Annotated in this window: 16 protein-coding genes and 1 pseudogene; 12 read left to right on the top strand and 5 right to left on the bottom strand. The window is 65.8% G+C overall.

The window, feature by feature from the left end:
• Positions 1–46 precede the first annotated feature (46 nt).
• A complete protein-coding gene (locus VMR06_RS01190; protein WP_325372139.1) occupies positions 47–3049 on the top strand; it encodes a two-component regulator propeller domain-containing protein in 3003 nt (1000 codons plus the stop codon).
• A 10-nt stretch (positions 3050–3059) separates the two neighbouring features.
• Here VMR06_RS01190 and VMR06_RS01185 read toward each other — a convergent pair whose 3' ends face one another.
• Positions 3060–4274 carry a S1C family serine protease gene (locus VMR06_RS01185; RefSeq protein WP_325372137.1) on the bottom strand — a complete coding sequence of 405 codons (1215 nt, stop codon included), beginning with the start codon at positions 4272–4274 and terminating at the stop codon, positions 3060–3062.
• 282 nt (positions 4275–4556) lie between these two features.
• Here VMR06_RS01185 and petA point away from each other — a divergent pair, with 282 nt between their 5' ends.
• The 7 genes from petA to VMR06_RS01150 all read left to right on the top strand — a co-directional run bounded on the left by petA (position 4557) and on the right by VMR06_RS01150 (position 11836).
• On the top strand, positions 4557–5156 hold the full coding sequence (gene petA, locus VMR06_RS01180; RefSeq protein ID WP_325372135.1) for a ubiquinol-cytochrome c reductase iron-sulfur subunit: 600 nt from the start codon (positions 4557–4559) through the stop codon (positions 5154–5156).
• Positions 5156–6421 (top strand): cytochrome bc complex cytochrome b subunit, encoded by a 1266-nt coding sequence (locus VMR06_RS01175; protein WP_325372133.1) that lies wholly within the window; start codon positions 5156–5158, stop codon positions 6419–6421. The genes petA and VMR06_RS01175 overlap by 1 nt, the downstream gene beginning before the upstream one ends.
• Positions 6414–7178, top strand: coding sequence for a cytochrome c1 (locus tag VMR06_RS01170; protein ID WP_414648036.1), 765 nt, complete (start codon positions 6414–6416; stop codon positions 7176–7178). The genes VMR06_RS01175 and VMR06_RS01170 overlap by 8 nt, the downstream gene beginning before the upstream one ends.
• A 187-nt stretch (positions 7179–7365) precedes the next feature.
• The gene (locus VMR06_RS01165; RefSeq protein ID WP_325372131.1) at positions 7366–7998 is read left to right on the top strand and encodes a glutathione S-transferase N-terminal domain-containing protein; all 633 of its coding nucleotides are present in this window, start codon (positions 7366–7368) and stop codon (positions 7996–7998) included.
• Entirely contained in the window at positions 7995–8399 is a 405-nt protein-coding gene (locus VMR06_RS01160; protein ID WP_325372129.1) for a ClpXP protease specificity-enhancing factor, read from the top strand. The genes VMR06_RS01165 and VMR06_RS01160 overlap by 4 nt, the downstream gene beginning before the upstream one ends.
• A 163-nt stretch (positions 8400–8562) precedes the next feature.
• Positions 8563–10401 carry a signal peptide peptidase SppA gene (gene sppA / locus VMR06_RS01155; RefSeq protein WP_325372127.1) on the top strand — a complete coding sequence of 613 codons (1839 nt, stop codon included), beginning with the start codon at positions 8563–8565 and terminating at the stop codon, positions 10399–10401.
• Position 10402: 1 nt separating this feature from the next.
• Positions 10403–11836 (top strand): tryptophan--tRNA ligase, encoded by a 1434-nt coding sequence (locus tag VMR06_RS01150; RefSeq protein WP_325372125.1) that lies wholly within the window; start codon positions 10403–10405, stop codon positions 11834–11836.
• Positions 11837–12121: 285 nt separating this feature from the next.
• On the opposite strand, the pseudogene VMR06_RS01145 reads toward VMR06_RS01150, so the two are convergent.
• Together VMR06_RS01145 and VMR06_RS01140 are read right to left on the bottom strand one after the other, a co-directional pair.
• Positions 12122–12892: pseudogene (locus VMR06_RS01145) on the bottom strand (tRNA dihydrouridine synthase); the annotation flags it as partial.
• 131 nt (positions 12893–13023) lie between these two features.
• A complete protein-coding gene (locus VMR06_RS01140) occupies positions 13024–13800 on the bottom strand; it encodes a hypothetical protein (RefSeq protein WP_325372123.1) in 777 nt (258 codons plus the stop codon).
• A gap of 306 nt (positions 13801–14106) precedes the next feature.
• On the opposite strand from VMR06_RS01140, the gene VMR06_RS01135 reads away from it, so the two are divergent.
• The 4 genes from VMR06_RS01135 to VMR06_RS01120 are packed head-to-tail and all read left to right on the top strand — an operon-like array spanning position 14107 to position 19393.
• Entirely contained in the window at positions 14107–15291 is a 1185-nt protein-coding gene (locus VMR06_RS01135) for a hypothetical protein (protein WP_325372121.1), read from the top strand.
• Entirely contained in the window at positions 15288–17027 is a 1740-nt protein-coding gene (locus tag VMR06_RS01130; RefSeq protein ID WP_325372119.1) for a hypothetical protein, read from the top strand. The genes VMR06_RS01135 and VMR06_RS01130 overlap by 4 nt, the downstream gene beginning before the upstream one ends.
• On the top strand, positions 17005–18999 hold the full coding sequence (locus tag VMR06_RS01125) for a hypothetical protein (protein ID WP_325372117.1): 1995 nt from the start codon (positions 17005–17007) through the stop codon (positions 18997–18999). Before VMR06_RS01130 ends, VMR06_RS01125 begins: the two co-directional genes overlap by 23 nt.
• Positions 18986–19393, top strand: coding sequence for a hypothetical protein (locus VMR06_RS01120; RefSeq protein ID WP_325372115.1), 408 nt, complete (start codon positions 18986–18988; stop codon positions 19391–19393). The genes VMR06_RS01125 and VMR06_RS01120 overlap by 14 nt, the downstream gene beginning before the upstream one ends.
• Positions 19394–19756: 363 nt before the next feature.
• Here the strand turns inward: VMR06_RS01120 and VMR06_RS01115 are convergent, their stop codons facing one another.
• The gene (locus VMR06_RS01115; protein WP_325372113.1) at positions 19757–21217 is read right to left on the bottom strand and encodes a hypothetical protein; all 1461 of its coding nucleotides are present in this window, start codon (positions 21215–21217) and stop codon (positions 19757–19759) included.
• The gene (locus VMR06_RS01110) at positions 21201–22172 is read right to left on the bottom strand and encodes a hypothetical protein (protein ID WP_325372111.1); all 972 of its coding nucleotides are present in this window, start codon (positions 22170–22172) and stop codon (positions 21201–21203) included. Before VMR06_RS01110 ends, VMR06_RS01115 begins: the two co-directional genes overlap by 17 nt.
• Between the last annotated feature and the right edge of the window lie 177 nt (positions 22173–22349).

Raw genomic sequence — 22349 nt, 5'->3', positions numbered from 1 at the left:
CCGGACCGGCCGTCTCCCGTCGATTCGCCTTTCCCCGTCCCGTTCGATGCCTTCGCCGACCACCGCCCTCGCCCGTTCGCGCCGCACCGCGCGCACCCTGCTCCTGCTGCTGGCCGCCCTGGCCGGCGGCGGCGCGCATGCGCTGGACCCGGAGCGCCGCGTCGACGAGTACACGATCACCGGCTGGACGATGGAGGACGGGCTGCCGCACAACCTCGTGCAGCGCGTCGCACAGAGTCCGGAGGGCTTTCTGTGGATCGGCACCTGGGAAGGCGCGGCACGCTTCAACGGCCGCGGCTTCACGACGTTCGACGCGCATGCCGTGCCCGGCGTCGATCTGGTCGGCGTGCGCAGCATCGTGCTCGACGGCGACGCGATGCTGTTCGGCACCGCCCAGTACGGCGTGTTCCGGCTGGCCGACGGCCATTGGCAGCGACTCGGCGGTGCCGACGCGCAGCGTCTGCAGGTCACGGTGCTGCTGCGCGACCGCGACGGCGCGCTGTGGATCGGGACCGAGAACGGCCTGCACCGGCTCGACGCCGATGGCCGGCTCGCCTCGTTCGGTCCCGAGCAGGGACTGGCCGGGCGGCTCGTCTTCAGCCTGCTGCAGCTCGCCGACGGCGACCTGGCGGTCGGCACCGAGCGCGGCCTGGAGCGCGTCCATGACGGCGCGGCGACGCCGTGGGGCGCCGCGCTCGGCCTGCCGGCGGCACCGGTGCGCAGCCTGCTGACCGTGCGCGACGGCAGCCTGCTCGCCGGCGGCCATGCCGGCGCCTGGCGGATCGGTCCCGGCGCGACCGCCGCGCAGCGGCTGATCGAGACGCGCGTGGAGGCGATGCTCGAGGATCGCGACGGGCAGATCTGGCTGTCGACGGCCGGCGACGGCCTGTTCCGCTATCGCGACGACCGGTTCCGGGACGCCCCGGCGCATCTGGCGCTGTCGGGCCGCGGCAGCCCGGCGCTGTTCGAGGATCGCGAAGGCCTGATCTGGGTCGGCACCACGAACGGCCTGTACCGGATTGCCGACGGGCCGGTCTACGGCATCGACTCGGCGCGCGGGCTCAGCGACGGCTATGCGCGCGTCGTCATGGAGAGCGAGGACGGCACGGTCTGGATCGGCCACGCCGGCGGCCTGGATCGTCTGCGCGAGGAGCGCGTCGAGGCAGTGCCGCTGCCCGGCCTCGGGGACCGCCCGGCCTCGGTGCTGGCGCTGGCGCCGGCCCGCGACGGCGGCCTCTGGCTCGGCACCTACGATCAGGGCGTGCTGCACCTGCCCGGTCCCGCCGGCGGTGCGCCGCTGCCGCGGCTGACGCGCGCCGACGGGCTGCCGGCCGACCACGTCCGCGCCCTGCTCGAAGACCCGGACGGTACGCTGTGGATCGGCACCACGCACGGACTGGCGCGTCGCCGCGACGGCCGCATGCGCGTATTCGGCCCCGCCGACGGCCTGCCGGCCGGCTTCATCCGCGTGCTCTACCGCGCGCCCGACGGCGTGCTGTGGATCGGCACCTCGGCCGGCATCGCCGCGATCGGCGCGGACGAGGCGATCCGCGCCTGGCACCCGGACCGGGACTTCCCGGCGATGGGCAGCTTCGATTTCCTCGGCGATCCGGACGGCACGCTGTGGATCGCCAGCGACCGCGGCCTGCTGCGCCTGCGCGACGGCCGCTTCACGGTCTACGACCGCAACGCCGGCCTGCCCAAGGACACCGTGTTCCGGATCCTCGACGACGACCGCGGCCAGCTGTGGCTGTCGAGCAACCACGGCGTGTTCCGCATCGCCCGCGAGGCGCTGGACGCGTTCGACCAGGGCCGGCGCCGGCAGCTCGCACTGGAGGTGTTCGACCGCACCGACGGCATGCCGAGCAGCCAGAGCAACGGCGGCAGCGCGCCGGCCGGCTGGATCGGCCGCGACGGCCGGCTCTGGTTCCCGACCGCGGCCGGCGTCGCCGTGATCGATCCCGCGGCGACCGACCGCCAGCCGCGCGGCGAGATTCCGATCGCGTTCGAGCGGGTCCTCATCGACGGCCAGGCACGGCCGCCGGCGCCGCGCTACACGCTCGGACCGGAGGTCAGGCGCGTCGCGATCGCGTTCGCGGGCTTGAGCTTCCGGGCGCCGCGCGACGTGCGCTACCGCTATCGCATGAGCGGCTTCGACGAGGGCTGGCTCGAGGCCGGCGCCGATGCCGAGGCGGTGTACACGAACCTGCCGCCGGGCCGGTTCCGGTTCGAGGTGCAGGCCACCCGGGTGCCGGTGGACTGGAGCGAGAGCGACGCGGCGCCGGCGACGATCGACATCGAGGTGGAGCCGCCGTTCTGGCGGCGCAGCGGCTTCGTCGCCGCGGCGCTGGTCGCCGCCGTGATCCTGGTCGACCTCGCCAGCCGGCTGCGCTCGCTGCACTACCGGCGCCGCGAGCGGCGCCTGGCCGCGCTGATCGACCAGCACACGCGCGACCTGCGCGCGAAGAACGCCGCGCTCGAGCGCGCCGACCGCGAGCGCGAGGATCTGCTGCGCCGCCTGGAATACCAGGCCCTGCACGATCCGCTGACCGGCCTGCCGAACCGGCGCGCCGCCGATGCCTACCTGGCCGAGACGATCGCGCGGCTCACGGCCGGCGGCGGCCAGCTCTGCGTCGGCCTGCTCGACGTCGACCATTTCAAGCGGATCAACGACGAGCACGGCCACGATGCCGGCGACGCGGTGCTGCGCGAGGTCGCCGCGCTGCTGATCGACGCGCTCGGCGCCGACGGCTTCGCGGCGCGCCATGGTGGCGAGGAGTTCCTGATCGCGCTGACCGGCCAGCCGCCGGCCGCGGCGCGACAGACGTTCGAGCGCCTGCGCGAGCGGATCGCCGCGTGGCGCCTGGACGGCAGCGGCGAGCGGCCGCTGCAGTGCACGGCCAGCATCGGTCTGGCGGTCTGGCGCGCACCGCTCGGCCCGCGCCCGCTGCTCGCGCTGGCCGACCGGCGGCTCTATCGCGCCAAACGGCGCGGCCGCAACCGCATCGTCGGCGAGGACGAGGACGAAGAGGACACGCCGCCGCCGTGACGCGGCGCCGTCAGGTGCCGGTGCTGCCGGGCGTCGGACGCTGGGCCAGCGCCAGGGACAGGTCGAGCGGACGGGTGCCGCGCATGCCTTCCAGCCGGACCGTGCTGCCCGGCGCCAGGGCGGCCTCGCGGTTGCGCAGGTCGGCCTGGTCGAGGATGTCCTTGCCGTCGAGCTTGAGCAGCAGGTCGCCCGCGCGCAGGCCGGCGCGTGCCGCCGGACCATCCGGATAGACGTTGGCGACGACCACGCCGCGCCGCGCGACCGTCTCACCGTTGGCGACCGGGATGTCGGCGTAGTCGACGCCGAACCAGCCGCGCACGACGACGCCGTTGCGGACGATCTGGTCGAGCACCGCGCGCGCGGTGGCGACCGGGATCGCGAAGCCGATGCCCTCGGCGCCCGGCGTCACGCTGCCGCGGCCGTCGCGGGTCGGCGTGCGCGGATACATCGCGGTGTTGATGCCGATCAGCTCGCCGAGCGCGTTGACCAGGGCGCCGCCGGAGTTGCCGGCGTTGATCGCCGCGTCGGTCTGGATGAAATCCTCGTACGAGGACAGCCGCAGCTGGCGGCCGGTGCCGCTGACGATGCCCATCGTGACGGTCTTGCCGATGCCGACCGGATTGCCGATCGCCAGCACGACGTCGCCGACCGTGGCCTCGGCGCCGTCGGCGATGGCGATGACCGGCAGGTTGCCGACGTCGATCTTGAGCACCGCCAGGTCGGTCTCGGCGTCGGTGCCGACCACGCGCGCCTTGGCGACGCGGTCGTCGTCGAGCAGCACCTGGATGTCGTCGGCGCCGCTGATGACGTGATTGTTGGTCAGCACGTAGCCGTCGGCGCTGAAGATCACGCCCGAGCCCAGGCTCTGGTCGCGCCGCTGCATCAGCGGCCCCATCGAGTAGGTGCCGAGCAGGCGCTGGGTCAGCGGGTCGAGCACGACCCGCGGCTGCAGCTGGCGGTACGGCGTGATCTTGTCGGCATAGATGTTGACGACCGAAGGCGACGCGCGGTTGACCGCGTCGGCGTAGGAGACCGGGCCGCGGCTGCGGCCATTGGTCGCAGCGCCGGCCGGCGGCGGCGTGCCGACCGCCGCCGGCCGCGCGAACGCGCCGCGCAGCCGCTCGACCAGCGCCGGCGAGATCAGGCTGAACACGAACGCGAGCGCGAGCCCGAGCACGGCGAAGCGGCCGATGAAAGCGAGGAGGCGGACGGTGCTGCTGCGCATGGAGGGCCGGTTCGACGGAGGCGGCGCAGATCGGCCGGCGTCGCGTCCGCGTTGATTGTGCGGGTTGGGGTGCTTCGCTAAACTAACATGATTTTGAGGGCCGCCCTAACCGGCGCGCATCGTTTCCGGAGCGGTTCCGAGGGGCAGTCGCTGCCGCGCCGGACGATCGATTCGCGAGACGGCGGCGCGTTAGGGTGCATAGCCAGCGGTCGGATACCGCCCTTAAGCGGGCAGCGGCGTCCGGCGTGCCGAGTTTGAATGCGAGCTATTGCGGAGTACCGGATGGCGACTGACGGCGTAGACAAGGGCCGCCGCCGATTCCTCACCGCGACGACGGCTGTCGTCGGTGGTGCGGGAATCGTCGTGGCGGCCGTGCCTTTCATCAAATCGTGGGAACCCAGCGCGCGGGCGAAGACCGCCGGCGCTCCGGTCGAAGCGGACATCAGCAAGCTCGAAGAAGGCCAGATGGTGATCTTCGAGTGGCGCGGCCAGCCGGTGTGGATCATCCGGCGCACCCAGGCCCAGCTCGATGCGCTGCCGAGCCAGGATGCGCGCCTGCGCGATCCGAAGTCGACCAACACCGAGCAGCAGCCGTCCTTCGCGCAGAACGAGTACCGCTCGATGAAGCCCGAGGTCCTGGTCCTGGTCGGCCTGTGCACGCACCTGGGCTGCGCGCCGCAGCTGCATCCGGAGCTCAAGCCCGAGCCGTTCGACGCCGAGTGGAAGGGCGGCTTCTTCTGCCCCTGCCACAAGTCGCGCTTCGACATGGCCGGCCGCGTCTACCAGGGCGTCCCGGCGCCCAGCAACCTGGTGGTCCCGCCGTATTCGTTCGTCGACGACAACCACATCATGATCGGCGTCAACGCCGAAGGGGCGGCATGATGGCCAACTTCCTGACCCGCGCCGGCGCCGGCCTGCAGGACTGGTTCAACGAACGCGCACCGACGTTCGGCCCGTTCTACCGCAAGCACATGTCGGAGTACTACGCTCCGAAGAACTTCAACATCTGGTACATCTTCGGCGTGCTGTCGATGGTGGTGCTGATCAATCAGATCGTCACCGGCATCTTCCTGACGATGCATTTCAAGCCGAGTGCGGCGGAAGCCTTCAACTCGGTCGAATACATCATGCGCGACGTCGAGTGGGGCTGGCTGATCCGCTACATGCACTCCACCGGTGCGTCGGCGTTCTTCATCGTGGTCTACATCCATATGTTCCGCGGCGTCATGTACGGCTCGTACAAGCGTCCGCGCGAACTGGTCTGGGTGCTCGGCATGCTGATCTACCTCGTGCTGATGGCCGAGGCGTTCCTCGGCTACGTGCTGCCGTGGGGCCAGATGTCGTTCTGGGGCGCCAAGGTGATCATCTCGCTGTTCGGCGCGATCCCGTACGTCGGCGGCGCGCTGACCGAATGGATCATGGGCGACTACCTGCCGTCCGACGCGACGCTCAACCGCTTCTTCGCGCTGCACGTGATCGCGCTGCCGCTGGTCCTGCTGCTGCTGGTGGTGCTGCACATCTTCGCGCTGCACGAGGTCGGCTCGAACAACCCCGACGGCGTGGAGATCAAGAAGGGCCCCAAGGGCAACCGCTGGTCGCCCGCCGCCCCGGCCGACGGCGTCCCGTTCCACCCGTACTTCACGGTCAAGGACACGTTCTACACCGGCTTCTTCCTGATGATCTGCGCGTTCATCCTGTTCTTCGAACCGACCGTCGGCGGCTGGTTCCTCGAGCACGACAACTTCATCGAGGCCAACCGCCTGGTGACGCCCGAGCACATCAAGCCGGTGTGGTACTACACGCCGTTCTACGCGATGCTGCGCGTAGTCCCGGACAAGCTGTTCGGCGTGCTGACGATGTTCGGCGCGATCGTCATCCTGTTCTTCCTGCCGTGGCTCGACCGCGGCAAGGTCAAGTCCTGGCGCTACCGCGGCACCGGCTTCCGGGTCGCCCTGTTCGTGCTCGGCATCTGCTTCGTGTGGCTCGGCAAGATCGGCGCCGGCCCGGGCACCGACCCGGTCGAGACGATCATCGGCCGCTTCCTGACCGCCCTGTATTTCGGCTTCTTCGCGTTCGTGTGGGCGTACACCTATTTCGGGTGGGAAAAGACCAAGCCGGTTCCGGAACGGGTGACCACCCATGACTGAGACGATCATGCAGCAGACGCGACGTTCGATCGTTGGTTTCGTCCTCGGCCTGGGCCTCGCGCTCGCGCCGGCGGCGATGGCCGCCGGCGGCGGCGCGCTCCAGGCCTCCAGCACCAGCCTGTCCGACCGCGGCTCGCTGCAGAACGGCGCCAAGCTGTTCTTCAACTACTGCTCGGGCTGCCATTCGCTGAAGCTGATGCGCTACTCGCGCATCGCCGAGGATCTAGGCCTGACCGAGGACCAGGTCATGCAGAACCTCAACTTCACCGGCGCCAAGTTCGGCGAGCAGATTCCGCGCTCGATGAATCCCGACGACGGCAAGGCCTGGTTCGGCAACGCCGCGCCGGACCTGTCGCTGGTCGCGCGCGCCAAGGCCGGCGGTCCGGACTGGATCTACACGTATCTGAAGTCGTTCTATCTGGATCCCACGCGCCCGCTCGGCTGGAACAACACCACGTTCCCGAACGTGTCGATGCCCAATCCGCTGTGGGAGCTGCAGGGCGTGCAGACCGCGGTGTTCAAGACCGGCCCGGAAGGCGAACACGTGTTCGACCGCTTCGAGCTGCACCAGCCCGGCACGCTGAGCCCGGCCGAGTTCGACGTGGTCGCGCGCGACATCAGCAACTTCCTGCGCTACGCGGCCGAGCCGGCGGCGCTCAAGCGGCACGCGGTCGGCGTCTGGGTGATCCTGTTCCTGGCGCTGTTCACGTTCCTGGCCTGGCTGCTCAAGCAGGAATACTGGAAGGACGTACACTGAACCACCCTCCCCCGTCCCTATGCGTCACGGCGGCTGCGTAGTAGATTGTCCGCCGACATCCAGACCGTGACGGTCCGGATCCGGGATTGCCCGGGCCGGGCCGCCTGCGGTCCGCGGGGGCATTCAAAACATCGCCAACGGACGGAATCGTTCCGTCCGCCAACGGCGGGAGGGAGGGGTCAAAAGCATGGCCTTGAGTCAGCGTTCGAGAACCGTTCTAACCCTGTATTCGGCCCGCGATTGCGTACACTGCCACCGCGTCAGGCTGGTGCTGGCGGCCAAGGGCGTCAGCTACGACCTGATCGCGGTCGATCTGGACCATCCGCCGGAAGACCTGATCGACCTCAACCCGTACAATTCGGTGCCGACCCTGGTCGATCGCGACCTGGTCCTCTACGACACCAACGTCATCTGCGAGTACCTGGACGAGCGCTACCCGCATCCGCCGCTGATGCCGGTCGATCCGCTGTCGCGGGCACGCCTGCGCATGTCGATCGTACGCATCGAGAACGACTGGCTGACCCTGGTCGACCAGATCGAGGAAGGCGGGCGCGGCGCGGACGCGGCGCGCAAGGCGCTGCGCGAGGAGCTGGTCAAGAACGTCCAGGCGTTCCGCGCTTCGAAGTTCTTCCTCAGCCCCGAAATGAGCCTGGCCGACTGCGCGCTGGCACCGCTGGTGTGGCGGCTGTCCTCGCTCGGTGTGGACCTGCCGCGCGAAGCGCAGATCGTGCTCGACTACGGCGAGCGGATCTTCCGCAACCCCGCCTACACGCGCAGCCTGATGCCCGAGGAGCGGGAACTGCACGAGATGGAAAAATGACCGATTCGCCGGCGATGACGTCCAATCGCCCCTACCTGCTGCGCGCGCTGTACGAGTGGATCAGCGACAACGGCCTGTCGCCGTACCTGCTCGTCGACGCGGCGCAGCCCGGCGTGCGCGTGCCGCCGGGCAGCGCCAAGGACGGCAAGGTCGTCCTCAACATCGCCGCGCGCGCGGTCAACAAGCTCGAACTCGGCAACGACGGCATCCGCTTCCTGGCCCGCTTCAGCGGCGTCAGCCAGAGCGTCGACGTGCCGATGACCGCGGTGCTGGCGATCTATGCGCAGGAAAACGGCCAGGGCATGATGTTCCCGGCCGACGACGCGCCGCCCGCGCCGGAACCGGATACGCCGCCGCCCGAACCGCAGGATCGCCGCTCGCGCCTGCGCGTGGTCAAGTGAAGCGGCTTCCCGGCGCGGACCGTGCCGGCCGGCACGGTGACGATCGCCGCATGCGCGGGCGCAGCCGTTGAGCTAGGCTTTCGGGCGTAGGTGGACGCCGCGCCACCGCGTCTCACCCTCACATCGAACGCGGCGCCTCGCGGCCCGCAGAAGGACGACCCCCATGGCTGACACCCGTCGCGGCCCGCTGCTGCGCTTCTTCATCGGCATCTGGAATACGCTGAACTTCACGCGGCGCCTCGTGCTGAACCTGATCTTCCTGGCGATCCTCGTGTTCGTGCTGGCGGCGCTGTTCCAGTCGCGCCCGCCGCTGCAGGACCAGACCGCCCTGGTGCTCGATCTGGAGGGCACGATCGTCGAGCAGTACAGCACCGCCGCGACCGAGCGCGCGCTCGACCGGCTGGCCGGCTCGGAGCGCAAGGAAATCCAGCTGCGCGACGTGCTGCGCACGATCGACGCCGCCGCGGGCGACGCGCGGATCGGCCGCATCGTGCTGATCCCGGACAACCTGACCGGCGCCGGCGTCTCGACCCTGCGCGAGATCGGCCAGGCGCTGCAGCGCTTCCGCGCAGCCGGCAAGCCGGTCACGACGATCGCCAACGACCTCGGCCAGGGCCAGTTCTACCTCGCCGCGCATTCGGACGAGATCCTGCTCGACCCCGAGGGCGGCGTGGTCCTGACCGGCCTGTCGAGCCATCGCAGCTACTTCAAGGAAGCGCTCGACAAGCTCGGCGTGACCGTGCACCTGATCAAGGTCGGCCAGTACAAGTCCGCGGCCGAGCCGTACGTCATGAACGAGGCCTCCGAGGCGGCCAAGCAGGCCGACGCCGAATGGATGGGCGACCTGTGGAACCAGTACCTCGACGAGGTCGCGGCGCTGCGCAAGATCGACGCGGCGCGCATCGCCGAGGACATCGCGCACTACGACCAGCGGCTCGCCGCGCACCAGGGCGACCTGGCGGCCCTGGCGCTCGACCAGAAGCTGGTCGACCGCATCGCGACGCGCGCCGAGGCGCGGCAGTGGCTGCGCGAACAGGGCGTGCCGGCCGAAGGCGACAGCTTCCGCCAGATCGGCTGGCAGCAATACGACGCGCAGCTGCCGCCGCAGCTGCCGGCGTCCGAGAAGATCGCCGTGATCGTCGCCGAGGGCACGATCCTGCCCGGCAGCCAGCCGCAAGGCTCGATCGGCGGCCATTCGACCGCACAGCTGATCCGCGGCGCGCGCGAGGACGAGACCGTCAAGGCGCTGGTGCTGCGCGTCAGCTCGCCGGGCGGTGATTCGGTCGCCTCGGAGCTGATCCGCCGCGAGGTCGAGCAGACCCGTGCCGCCGGCAAGCCGGTCGTCGTCTCGATGGGCGACTACGCGGCCAGCGGCGGCTACTGGATTTCGATGAACGCCGACGAGATCTACGCGCAGCCGACCACGATCACCGGCTCGATCGGCATCTTCGGCCTGTTCCCGCGCATCCCCGACACGCTGGCGAAGATCGGCGTGCACACCGACGGCATCGCGACCACGCCGCTGGCCGATGCGTTCGACATCCGCCAGCCGCTGTCGCCGCAGGTCGAGTCGATCCTGACCTCGATCATCGGCCGCGGCTACCGCCAGTTCATCGGCCGCGTCGCCGAGGCGCGCAACCGCACGCCCGAGGAGATCGACGCGATCGCCCAGGGCCATGTCTGGACCGGCAGCCAGGCGCTCGAGCGCGGCCTGGTCGACCAGCTCGGCGGCCTCGACGAGGCGATCGCGGCCGCTGCGACGCGCGCCGGCCTGCCGGCCGACGTCCAGGTCGCCTACGTCGAGCAGCCGCTGTCGGCCTGGGACCGCCTTGCGCTGAGCCTCAGCGGCAGCGAAGCGCTGGCCGGCATCGCCGGCCGCAGCGGCCTGCCGTGGTCGGCGTGGCTGGCCAGCGACGAGGTACGCCAGGCGAGCGCCGTGCTCGACACGCTGCGCGGCCGCCGCTTCGGCACGTTCGCGCACTGCTTCTGCGAGCTGCGCTGACGTGGCCGGTCGCGACACGGGCCCGCGCCGGCGCGTCCTCACCGGCATCACCACCACCGGCACGCCGCACCTCGGCAACTACGTCGGCGCGATCCGGCCGGCGATCGCCGCCAGCCGCGAGGCCGGCGTCGAGTCGTTCTTCTTCCTCGCCGACTACCATGCGCTGGTCAAGAGCGACGACCCGGCCCGCGTCCGGCGCTCGCGCCAGGAGATCGCGGCGACCTGGCTGGCCTGCGGCCTCGACGCCGAGCGCGTCGTGTTCTACCGGCAGTCGGACATCCGCGAGATCCCCGAGCTGACCTGGCTGCTGACCTGCGTGACCGCCAAGGGGCTGCTCAATCGCGCGCACGCGTACAAGGCCGCAGTCGACCAGAACGCCGCCAACGGCGAGGATGCCGACGCCGGCGTCACCGCCGGCCTGTACATGTACCCGGTGCTGATGGCCGCCGACATCCTCGCGTTCAATGCGCACCGGGTGCCGGTCGGACGCGACCAGATCCAGCACATCGAGATGGCGCGCGACATCGCGCAGCGCTTCAACCATCTGCACGGCGCGGCCTATCGCGCCGCCGCCGGCGTCGACCGCGAGCCGTTCGTGCTGCCCGAGGCGCTGATCGAGGAGAACGTGGCCACCCTGCCCGGCCTCGACGGCCGCAAGATGTCCAAGAGCTACGACAACACGATCCCGCTGTTCGAGGGCGGCGAGCGGCGCCTGCGCGAGACGATCGCGCGGATCGTCACCGACTCGCGCGCGCCGGGCGAACCGAAGAACCCGGACGAGGCGCATCTGTACGCGATCTATCGCGCGTTCGCCTCGGCCGACGAGGCGCGCGCGCTCGAGGCGGATCTGATCGCCGGCCTCGGCTGGGGCGAGGCCAAGCAGCGCCTGTTCGAGCGCGTCGAGCGCGAGCTCGCGCCCTTGCGCGAGCGCTATCAGACCCTGATCGCGCGTCCCGACGAGCTCGAGGACATCCTGCGCCACGGGGCCGACAAGGCGCGTGCGGTAGCCGGGCCGTTCGTCGCGCATCTGCGCGATGCGGTGGGCCTGAGCGATTTCCGCCGCGACGTCGCGACCGGCGGCGGTGACACGAAAGCCGCCGGCGCCGTGGCATCGGACGATGACGATGCGCCGGCCGCCCTGCTGGTCAAGGGACCGTCGGCCCGTGATTTCTCGCTGACGATCGCCTATTCGAAACGCGGCGAGTTCGCGACCGGCGACCTCGGCGACAAGCCGGCCGCGATCGCGCTGCGCCGGCGCATCGACGCGCTCGCCGGTCTCGAGGTCACGATCGGCACGCGCGAGGACGGCCGCGCCGAGCTGCAGCTGCTGCTCGACGGCGTGGCGGTCGCGCGCAGCGACGGCCTCGATCCGGCCGACGCGGATGCCGAACGGCTCAAGGCCGTCGAATCGATCCGGCTGCGCCGCGAGCGCTGATCGCAGCGCGCGTGGTCGACGCGCGGCGCGACCCGCCACGCGGTCTCGCACCACGCACCACGCGGCGCTCGACCGATCGCCTCCGCACGCCGCAAGATCCCGCCGCGACGATCCGCGCACCTGCGCCCGATGGCCCGCACGACGTCGGCTATCGCCAGGCGCTGCCCCGCCGCGCACCGGCCTGAAGACCGATCCGCGCCCTCGTCGCGATCCGATCTGCACGAAAACGCCGCACGCCGCGATGGCCGGCGCGGCCGATCCGAGCCGCAGCCGCGGCAGCCCCGTTCAGGCCGCGCTCGCGAGCCGCAGCACCGTGCCCGGTTCCAGACCCGCCGCCAGCGCGTCGAAGTACTCGCGCGTCAGCTCGAGCTGCGCGGCCGCCGTCTCGGCGCGATTGACGACGCCGCGGAACGCGGCGTTCTCGGGCCGGTCCTTGGCGTACCAGCCCAGGTGCTTGCGTGCGATGCGCACGCCGGCCGTCTCGCCGTAGAACGCGTACAGCGCCTGCAGATGGCCGAGCAGCAGATCGCGCACCTCGGCCGGCGACGGCGGCGGCGGAACACGGCCGGTCGCCAGATACGCGGCGACCTCGCGGAAGATCCACGGCCGTCCCTGTGCGGCGCGTCCGATCATGACGCCGTCGGCGCCGCTGCGCGCGAGCACCTCGCGCGCCTTGTGCGGGGAGTCGATGTCGCCATTGGCGAGCACCGGCAGCGAGACCGCGGCCTTGATCGCGGCGATCGTCTCGTACTCGGCCTGGCCGTTGTAGAGGTCGGCGCGCGTGCGGCCGTGCACCGCGAGCGCGCGGATGCCGCTGTCCTCGGCGATCCGCGCGATGCGCACGCCGTTGCGGTGGTCGCGGTCCCAGCCGGTGCGCATCTTCAAGGTCACCGGCACCTGGACCGCCGCGCAGACCGCGGCCAGGATGCGGCCGACCAGGGCCTCGTCCTGCAGCAGCGCCGAGCCGGCGTAGACGTTGCAGACCTTCTTGGCCACAGTTGACATAGAGCCCATCCGATCAACAGCCGGACATCCAGCGTCGACATGGCACGAGGCAGGGCCGGGTCGGGGGCACAGGTTGCCTGGCTCTAGAATCGGCTGGGCGGCCTCAGCGAGCTCTCAGCGACGCACCATCACGACCTCTTACGTCTGGTTGAAGCTCACGAACAGGTAGAAAAGAGAGCTCTTTAAATCGAAATCGAACCTGGAGGTATAGGCATCAGAGGACTTTCTAGAGAGCAAGCGGAGAAAGGTGGCGGGTCATCCCAAACCATGTTCACTAGTTTTTCGACAACAACGCTCACTAATTCATCGCGGATGTCATGCATGTTTGGGTCCGACATTAAGCTGCTAATTTGGCGACAGAGTAGCGACTGCTGCAGCTCGAGCAGCTCGTGGTTTCCCACGATGAAGCTTTCGATGGAGAGAGCTGCCAGCAAGCAGATCGAGTCTGGATTCAAGTAGCAAGCCAAGGGCGCCAGCGATCGCCGGTAGCGCTCGCGTGCGATGGTGCTGTCCGATGAAAAGTCTTGCGTAGCCGGCGAGCTTGCCGACCAAGCGGTCGGCAGCCGACAGAGCCCATGCAGCCTCAGCAGTTCTCGAATCAGAATTCGGACTTGCTCCAGGTCCGGAAGCTGCGCTTGCGCGGCTAACCACCATAGCGGCGAGTCCGCCCAGCGGCTTGACCCCGGGACGAGCAGCTCGCCTCGGGCGACAAGGTCGATAGGCACCTTCTGATACGCGACGGGCTCGGCGACCGCGTCAGTCCCCTTCTGAGCCCGCCCTGGAGGTCTCCGGACGGACACCCCATCTTGAGGGACTTCCTCAAGACGACCCGCATCGACTCGGATCAAGCGGATCGCCTTGCGAGGATCGGTACCCTTGGTTTTGACATTGAAGAGGCCTTGGAAGCGATCGGCTTCTGGATCGTCCAAAGCGCCGGGGTCGAGCAATGCCTTGGCCAACCACGTCCACGTGTCCTGGACGGGACCCGCGGTCCGCAAGAGGCCGGCATTGGCCGATTCCAGTGCAGCCGAACGGAGTCTCCGCGCCCAAGTCTTGTTCGCAAGCCTCTCGACTGCCGAAAGGGTCAAGTGAGATTCTTTCAAAAGATCCGAGAAATGAATGATTTCAAATGAGCGCGAGCGATGCAACGATGTCGGCTGTAGACCAGCGAGCGCGCCACCTTGGCCTCAGTCAGCCGAATCGCCTTCCAGCATTTCCAGTCGAATGAAGATGGATGTCCCGGGCTGCGCCCAGGTCGCCTAGGTGTGATCGAGGGATTGCCGGTTCTGTACTTCTCTGATGGCCGGCTATGGGAAGAGGCTGCGCTATACCTGACCTCATGGGCCAGAGATATCGCCGAGGACCAGGCGGGGGCAGATCTCCAGTCGGTTCAGTCTTCCGCTTGGCAACTTCGCGCATATCTCGAGTTCTGTGAGGAGAAGTCGTTAGACCCGATGAAGTTTGGAAAGCGTCGGTACGAAAAGCCGACCTACCTATTCAAGGGGCGACTCATTCAACAACGCGATGGAAAGGCGACACGAGACGACGGATCGAAGCTCAAGCAACTGGCTGCATCGACGGTATCGAATCGAATTGCGGCGATTGCGAGATTCTTCCTGTGGCTAATTGACACCGGAGCAGCGCAGTTCCAACACCCTCCGTGCAAAGTCAAGCACATCACCATCCAGACCAGGACAGCTCACGGGCTGCGCAGAAGCATCCAGGTCAGAACCACAGACTTGGCAATTCGATACCGTGCTGCCGATCGTAATAGTGTTGAAGGCGGCTTGAAGCCAGTGAGCCGTGCGATGCGGGACGAGATTCTTGGGGCGGCTCGAAAGCATTGCAGCATCGAATTCGCGCTCATGCTGGAACTCGGATTCCTAAGCGGGCCGAGAATCCAAACGATCTGCGATCTGAAGTGCGCGACGCTCGAGAATGCGCGAAGGCGAAGGACTGAGACCCTCTTGATGCTTCCCGTTGGGCCAAAGCACGGGGTCGCAACGAAGGGTGGTGTGAACTACGAGTTGCAGGTTCCGCTGGACCTATTGGAGCGACTGAGGGAGTACGCAGTCTCACCAAGAAGGGCTCTCAGGGTTGCAAAGGCCTCCGAGGTCGATTGCGACGTGCTGTTCCTGAACCGATTCGGCAAGCGGTACAACCGCAGGGGAGCGGACGAGTCGACTTCCATCGCTCAGGACATGGCTCGGCTCCGACGCGCGACAAAGGGAGTCCTCGATCTCGCGAACTTCTACTTCCACTGCAGCCGCGCCACGTTTGGGACGACCATCGTCAATGCCGGACTGAGGGCCGGCGTGAGCCTCGATAGGATCCTCAGCCGATTAAAGACGCTGATGGGCCACAAGGACGCCAGGGTTTCCCTTGGCTACGTTCACTTTGTCGAAAAGGAAGAAGCAAATTCCAAGATCGACGAGGAACTTTGCGCTTGATCTCCAATCCTCTGCTCGCATTCGGTGAACTCCAAGGCGGACACTTCACCTACGACTTTCAGGCCTTCATGCACAGGGGCGGCGCGAAACTTTCGCCACTAAAGTCCGTCGACGAGTTGGCCAGAAGGCGCTCTGGTCCGATTCAAAAGGGTCGAATCGAACTTGTCAGGGCATTGCATGAGGCCTATCTGGAACGCAAGGAAGCTGGCGCCGCCCAGATAACCTTGGGCAGCACCATCGTCGCTATCCGCATGTTCTGGAGGTTCTGCGACGCACAAGACTTACGGTTCAGGGGCACGGCGTTCCTCCCCGTTCAACGCGCGATCTCTTCATTCGCAACGGACCTTGTCGCGCAGTACAGAAAGGGCCGGCTCCAGGAGAGGACTGCGGGCCAAATCGCATGGAGTGCGCTGGGACTCCTGGCGGGTGCTCTCGATCTTAGCTCAGTCCAGCTCATTGGCAGAACAACCATGCCTCGCGTCAACCCAGGTACGCAGGCGTGTGCACACGAAAAGCTCGATCTTGCGGTGGTCGATGCATTCCTCAAGGACTTGCGACTGTTGATAGCATCGCTTTCTGACCGAATGTTTGGCTCATTCCCGATCCGAATAGATCTCAGTGACGATAAGACATTTCTCTACTTCGGATTCGGGCCAAAGCCTGTCGGGGGAGTTCACAGCTTCAAGGGATGGAACGCGAAACGTATAGAGAAGTTCAAACTGAAGAATGCTGACATCAGCTTCGAGAGACGACAGCCGATTATCCAACTCCGAGTGCAGGCGGAGTGCCTTCGCTTCATCGAGGCGACCGCAATGAACCTGGCGCAAGTACTGGAGCTGACGGTGGGACAGATCGAGTATCAAAGCTACTCTGGCGAGTACGAGCTCTCTGGATTCAAGCACCGGGCAGGGCATGACATCGTTGTCCGGATAAGCAAGCCATATCGACCTGCCTTCGATCGATACTTGGAGTTTCGTCGAAAGATCTTCGGCTCTCACGAAACGCTGCCACTCTTCCCGTTCTTTGGAAGGGAGGGGTCTCAAAGCAAGTATGTAGCGACAAGGGGCTTTCGAAGCCTGCAACGCATCTTCCAGTCAGTTGATCGGAAATTTGTACCGCCATCCCTGCTGCGCTTCGCCAAAGGCCAGCGGGTCATTCGGCTCGCTGCGACTGGAGGAGACCTCGCTGCGGTATCAAGCGTGCTGCAAAACACCGTGGAAGTCGTCATGCGAAGCTATCTAGTTGGTTCGCAGCAAATGGCGACAATCGAGTTCCTAAAGTTCCTGAAGGTCATCTCCGAGCGTCGAGCAAGGCATCAGGTGCGCGTCGGTGGAGATTGCAAGCGGCCCGACAAGCCTCAGGCCATTCCGGGACTGAGTGAAGGCAGTCCGTCGCCCGATTGCATCAACCCGGCGGGGTGCTTCTTCTGCCAGCACTACAGAGGTGTCAAGTCCAAGGAGTATCTGCACAGGATACTCAGCTACAGAGCTTTCCTCCGGTTGAGGTCGGGGATGTCTGCGAGCAGTACGGTCATGGTCGACGAAGTGGTCATTCCGACCATTGAGAGGATCAATGACTTTGTCGAGGAAGTAGCAGGAAGTAGCGAACGCCTCAGGCATGAGTCCGAGGAGATCGTTGAGGCAGTCGATAACGGTGACTACCACCGTTCGTGGAGCGGATGGATTGAGCTGCTCGCTATTGCCGGAGGGAACAATGCCATACACGTTGAACATTGACCATCCGAACGCCGGTCCGGGCGTTGATAACTACGGCACCGACTCTCTCAAGCCCACAGTTCGATCCATTATCTCCATGGACAACAATGGGGCAGTCTTGAGCTACTTCTTCCATGACACATGGGATCTCACTCCCTATTCATCCAGGATCCGGCGACTGCATTTCAAACTCAAGCTTGAGCGACGAGGGTCTGTCCTCTCAGGAGCCAACAAGGCGACTTGGAAGCGAGTGATCTTCTGGACGCTGTACGGACTCCGCACTCCAGTTGCGGCGGGCTCCATTGCAAAGATGTTCGAAGCTTTTCGCTACGTCGTGAAGGTTTGCTCCGAGGCCGGCGTCCGAATCGACCAGCTGAGTCGATTCCCGAGGATATACCGACGCCTCTCGAGCGTTCCGGCGTCGATATGGCCGACACTTCGAACGCTGCTTCATCGCTTGTACAACGATCGCGATCTCCTAGGCTTCGAGGTGCTTGGACCAGAGCAGTTGTCTGAGATAGGACGAAAGATCCCTGCGCGAGTGCACGAGCAGACAGCCTATATCCCGGAGCGTATCTACTTCTACATCCTGGAGCGCTGCGAGAGGGTGGTTGACGCGTACCTCAAAAACCAGAACGCGATGGAGCGGCTGTACAGGATTTGCTCTTATGCCTACTCCAAGGCCAGGATTGAGTTTGGTCCGAAGAAGCTTATCGGCGCGCTCAAGGAGCGAGTTGTCGATGGAAGATGCGTTAGGATCGGCGCGCTCGACATGTATGCAGGCGGTTCTTTTAGGCAACTGGCGGAGAAGTTCGGCGTACTGGGCGAGATCGAGTCGCTTACTGAATCCAAGCGCACTCTCGGAACTCAGCAGTTCGGCACGTATCTAACGACCGTCGCATTGGCAGCACGAATCCTTGTTGCAGCCTTTAGCGCCGCAAGGGATGAGGAGCACGCGGGCTTTCGACGTGACTGCCTTGAGACTCGCGACGATGAGGTAATTGGACGCATTTTTCTTCTCTCTGGGGCCACAAAGAAGACGAAGAAAGATAAGCGTGCCTATTGGATAACATCCTCGGTGTCGGAGAAGGCAGTCAAAGCTGCCGCGTCCGTTGCAGCCCTGAGAGCGTGCGAAGCTGCATCAAACCCCAAGTACAAGGGCTTGCTTTCCACAAAGATCAAGCCGCTGTTTCCCAGGGTTACCGATCCATGGATCGGCCGAACTGACGTTCTTCAGTCACTTTCAGCTGCTGGTCTCACGGTCCGCGCAATGAGCACGCTCTCCGTTGTACTTAGAGTATCGAAGAAGCTCCTCGACGAAAAGGAACTAGTGATTCAGAAGGAGGACCTGGAACAAGCCCTCCGTCTCGACCCTGACCTCAACCCTGAGCGGTTCGCCGTGGGAAAGCGCTGGCCGTTAGCGTGGCACCAGTTTAGGAGAACGTTTGTCTGTCTCGCGGCAGGTGCGGGCGTTTCGATCGCCTCGACCGCTTGGCAATTGAAGCATGTTGGCCCATGGATGGCCCTACACTATCGAAGGAACTACTTCGATCTGCACGTCGATCCGGACCTTGCGGATGAGTTTGCGCGGGCTCAGGTCGAGATCTTGCTCATTCGGGGACAGGAGCTAGCGGACAGCGACTTCGTTCCGCTATCGCGCCGCGACAAGTCGATTGCGGTCAGGCTCTTGACCGGTATCGAAGAGCGCGCGCTTAGGCAAGCCGCCGAAGAGGGGCGCTTCGCTCTTCGGGAAACCGGCCCAGGTCTTTGCACCAATCCAGATCCGTGCCCGTATGGGGGTTGGGAGGATGTCGCCAAATGCGTCGGATGCGCCTTCGGATATGCACAACGGAGTAAGCGTCCCCTGGTCAAGCGAATGCAGGCGCTCATTGAGGCCGACTTGGAGGAGTGCCAACCCGGCGAAGAACTCGTCGCGGAAAGCCTGGCGGTCCAGTTGCACGCGATAAAGGAGATTCTCGATGTCACAGCGTGAAACAGCAGAGGCCCGGTTTCGGGAGGCATACGAACGGCTCAAAGCCGGGATTCCGCGAGTACTTAAAGCGGGCTCGGAAGCAACGCAGAACAACACGGCGAGAGAAGCTGGCAAGCATCCATCGGCGCTTCGGAGGGAGAGATTTCCCGAACTGGTCGACGAGATCCAGGCGTACAACAAGGCGAACAGCTCCGGCGAGCCTTTGACAAAAGGAGACGGCACCAATCGGCTTAAGGCAGTCGTTGCCGAACTCACGATCAAGCAACAGTTTGAAGCTAGTCGCGTCCTGAGCCTGCTCCTTGAGCTGGATGATGCAAGGAAAGAACTTCAGGAGGCTCGTGAGCGCGCGACCCACGTCGCGAAACGTTCCAAGTGCGGAGTTCGAAGGGTGTGATCATTCAATCCGGCACCGAGAACACCTCGTCAGGAGTTGCGAGCGGTCGATCTCGACCCAAATCAGCCATGCTGTGCTCGCACCGGAGCCAGCGCATCACGTACCGCTCAATGATGATCAGCTCGCCGACGGCGATGATAAATTGGGTATCCGGATTCCTCTGTGGGTTCGGCGTGGTCCGGGCGGAGGCTTCGAATAGGGTGCAGCGCGTGGAATTCCTGTTCGTGCAAGAGACGCGGTTCCAGGCGTGCGAACCGGGCATTGCGTTGGAACGACGCGACGGCACCCACCTCGCCACATCCCGGGCTCCATCGGCAATCTTCCTTCAGCGACGCGCGGAAGGACCCTCCCGATCGCCCCCCCCTATTTAGTGGCCTTTGCGCCAAGCAATGCGGCCATGGACAGCAGCAGAGCTAGCAGCACGAGCGCGGATCGAGAAACGACCGGCAGCGCGATGGCTTCGAGCGGCGGCGGATCGCCGCGCAGACGCACCGTGTAGATCTGTTGGTTGTCGAGCAGCGTCGGGTAGGTGACGTTCCACTGTGGCCAGGAAAAGGCGACGTTCGATCCGTCTGCGGACAGAGTCACATGGCCTGGCAGGGTATGCGGAGGGTCGCCGAGCGCCGCACTGACGTTGACGGTTTCGCCGGTCAGCCGATCCCGCACGAACACGGCGGGCAACAGGCCAGGATCCTCGGAAACATTGGTTGCAGTGGTCTCGAAAGCCATGTAGCGGCCGTCGTGGCTGAAGGACGCCCCGAACGCGGAAGCGTTCAATGGTTCGTCGTTCACCCCACGCGAGATCAGGCGGGTCTGGCCGGTCTGCAGATCGATTTCGTAGACCGCCAGCGGCACGTTCGGATCGGAGTCCGGCGTGAACTCCTGACCGCTCGATGCGAAGAACACGTACCGGTTGTCGGACGTGATATGCACGTTGGGCTGGATATCCGGCTGCGACGTGAACTCGCCGCCGTTCCAGGGGTACGTCAGCCGACGTGTAGTCCGCAACACGCGGTCACGCAGGAACAGATTGCGCAGACCCTGCGGATTGTCGTCCGTGAGGTCGGAAGCGGTGGTCCCGAACACGACATAGCGCCCATCGGGCGAGAGCGCGCCGGTGCTGCCAGCGCCCTCTCCTTGCTGACCGTTCGGTTTCGCCGAGATCAGCTCGACTTCGCGGGTCTCCCAGTTCACGACGAACACATCGGGCGTGGGGCCGTTGGTATCGGGATTGCCCGTGTAGTTTCTTTCCGTGTTGATGAGTGCTTCGGTTCTCTCCATCGATGCATCCAGCGCGCGTGGCGAGTCGTTCGGGGGATGGGGCGGTAGCGGAGGCATCAGCCACGTCGTGGTCTGGTTGACAACATCGCGCATGTACACACCTGGGAAGCCGTGATCCGGCGTCGGCTGTGGAGAGTTCTCCATGAGCGGAGCGCTGGAGTTCAGTACGGCAAGACTGCCGTCATCGGAGACCGCGATACTGCCGCTGGAACAGGTTCCCAACTCCGCGCCGTCGCAATAGCCCCATTCACCTTGATCGGTATAGCTGAGGCCGGTAATCACCCCGGTTTCGCCATCGTGTAGAAGCGCATCGCCGACGCCAGGCTCGCCGTAGATCACGTCGAAGGCCATGCAACTGAAGCCGGTGAATCGACCTGTAGGCGACAACCGCGGGCCGTAGCAGATACCGCCTGTGGGCTGGCCATCCGGCGTGTGGCTGACCAGCACCGGCGGACCGACCTCGATCGCTGCGACACTCGACGTGAGGCCTATGAGCGCAGCGACGCCAACCAGACGCAGCCGGTGATCAGGGTTCGAAGCCATCGGCGAAGATCAAGTCGGGACGGGGTCGGAACGCGGCGACGATCGGAGCGAGACGCGGAAGCGTCTGCGTAGCCTGCGAAGGCGTCCATGACGGATGACTCAATTCGCCGATCGCCGGCGCGCCATCCAGGGGGTCGATGGGCTGCAGACCATAGGGCGGCGGGTTGATCCCGTCATTCTCGTCATGCCAGTCCTGCAGTGGATCGGAGTACGCATCGATTTGCGGACAGTTTGCTGATGTTCCGCACGTGGGGGGACCAGGCGGACCAGGCTGATTCAACGGCGTATCGTAGTACGCCATGACCGAGCGAAAGTGGAACCGCGATGGGAGGGCAGCGTCAGCCCTGCGATGGCCAAAGGACCATGGGCAGGACGGCGCATTTGCGCCAGCGAGGTTCCTCGCATTGAGTGGATCGTGCTCCATCCCGAGCAGATGCCCCAGCTCATGGGCGAGATTGAGCTTGTCCGGATCGCACTTGGGGTTGAACACCAGGTACGAGAAGCGATCGAAGCCCGGCCCCGGCTCACGCGGACAATCGTACTGCACGACATACCGCTGGGCCTTGGAGACACCACACGAGTTATCGTTGGGTATGGAACTGGCGCGAGCCAAGGCCATCACGTCGGCCCACATCACATTGCGACGGCTCGATACGTAGGCGTTCGTCGTGTACGTGCACCACGGCGCGACGAATGGGTCGAGATTCTCGTTCCCCGAGAAGGCGGCCAGTGCGTCGCTAATGCCCATGGCAGGGTAATCGCTGGGAACCTGCGTGTCAGCGGGCTCGATGCCCCGCAGCGCATACGAGTAGCTATAGATGCCGACGTTGCGCAGCGCCTGGTTGGCATCGTCGATGGCCGAGTGGACCGCAGCCGTGAACGCGCCAAGCGACGTGTACCCAAGCGGCGACGTTCCGTTGATCATGTTCGGCGTATACATTACGAGCACGTCCACCGGGTGCTGACCGGTCGGCAGCGGTCCGCTGCAGCTTAGGGAAGGTCTGAACAAGTCGCCGAGAGAGTTGGTCGACCCCATTCGTCGCGTCCTCGACGCGCTCGAGGCTCCGGAGTCGGTCTGAGGCGCGTGAATCGCTGTGGATGCTCAATTGTGCGCATTCTGAGCCGCCATTCT

The sequence above is a fragment of the Dokdonella sp. genome (genome assembly GCF_035511235.1).
In the GTDB taxonomy this organism is placed as follows: Bacteria; Pseudomonadota; Gammaproteobacteria; order Xanthomonadales; family Rhodanobacteraceae; genus Dokdonella.
Note: the sequence above shows the minus strand (reverse complement) of the source record. Positions and strands in the feature narration are given on the sequence as shown.

Excerpts from the sequence above, each read along its gene's own strand:
- VMR06_RS01185 (WP_325372137.1), bottom strand. The coding sequence starts at position 4,274 with ATGCGCAGCAGCACCGTCCGCCTCCTCGCTTTCATCGGCCGCTTCGCC.
- VMR06_RS01115 (WP_325372113.1), bottom strand. The coding sequence starts at position 21,217 with ATGGCTTCGAACCCTGATCACCGGCTGCGTCTGGTTGGCGTCGCTGCG.
- VMR06_RS01175 (WP_325372133.1), top strand. The coding sequence starts at position 5,156 with ATGGCCAACTTCCTGACCCGCGCCGGCGCCGGCCTGCAGGACTGGTTC.
- petA (WP_325372135.1), top strand. The coding sequence starts at position 4,557 with ATGGCGACTGACGGCGTAGACAAGGGCCGCCGCCGATTCCTCACCGCG.
- VMR06_RS01165 (WP_325372131.1), top strand. The coding sequence starts at position 7,366 with ATGGCCTTGAGTCAGCGTTCGAGAACCGTTCTAACCCTGTATTCGGCC.
- sppA (WP_325372127.1), top strand. The coding sequence starts at position 8,563 with ATGGCTGACACCCGTCGCGGCCCGCTGCTGCGCTTCTTCATCGGCATC.
- VMR06_RS01190 (WP_325372139.1), top strand. The coding sequence starts at position 47 with ATGCCTTCGCCGACCACCGCCCTCGCCCGTTCGCGCCGCACCGCGCGC.
- VMR06_RS01170 (WP_414648036.1), top strand. The coding sequence starts at position 6,414 with ATGACTGAGACGATCATGCAGCAGACGCGACGTTCGATCGTTGGTTTC.
- VMR06_RS01160 (WP_325372129.1), top strand. The coding sequence starts at position 7,995 with ATGACCGATTCGCCGGCGATGACGTCCAATCGCCCCTACCTGCTGCGC.
- VMR06_RS01120 (WP_325372115.1), top strand. The coding sequence starts at position 18,986 with ATGTCACAGCGTGAAACAGCAGAGGCCCGGTTTCGGGAGGCATACGAA.
- VMR06_RS01125 (WP_325372117.1), top strand. The coding sequence starts at position 17,005 with ATGCCATACACGTTGAACATTGACCATCCGAACGCCGGTCCGGGCGTT.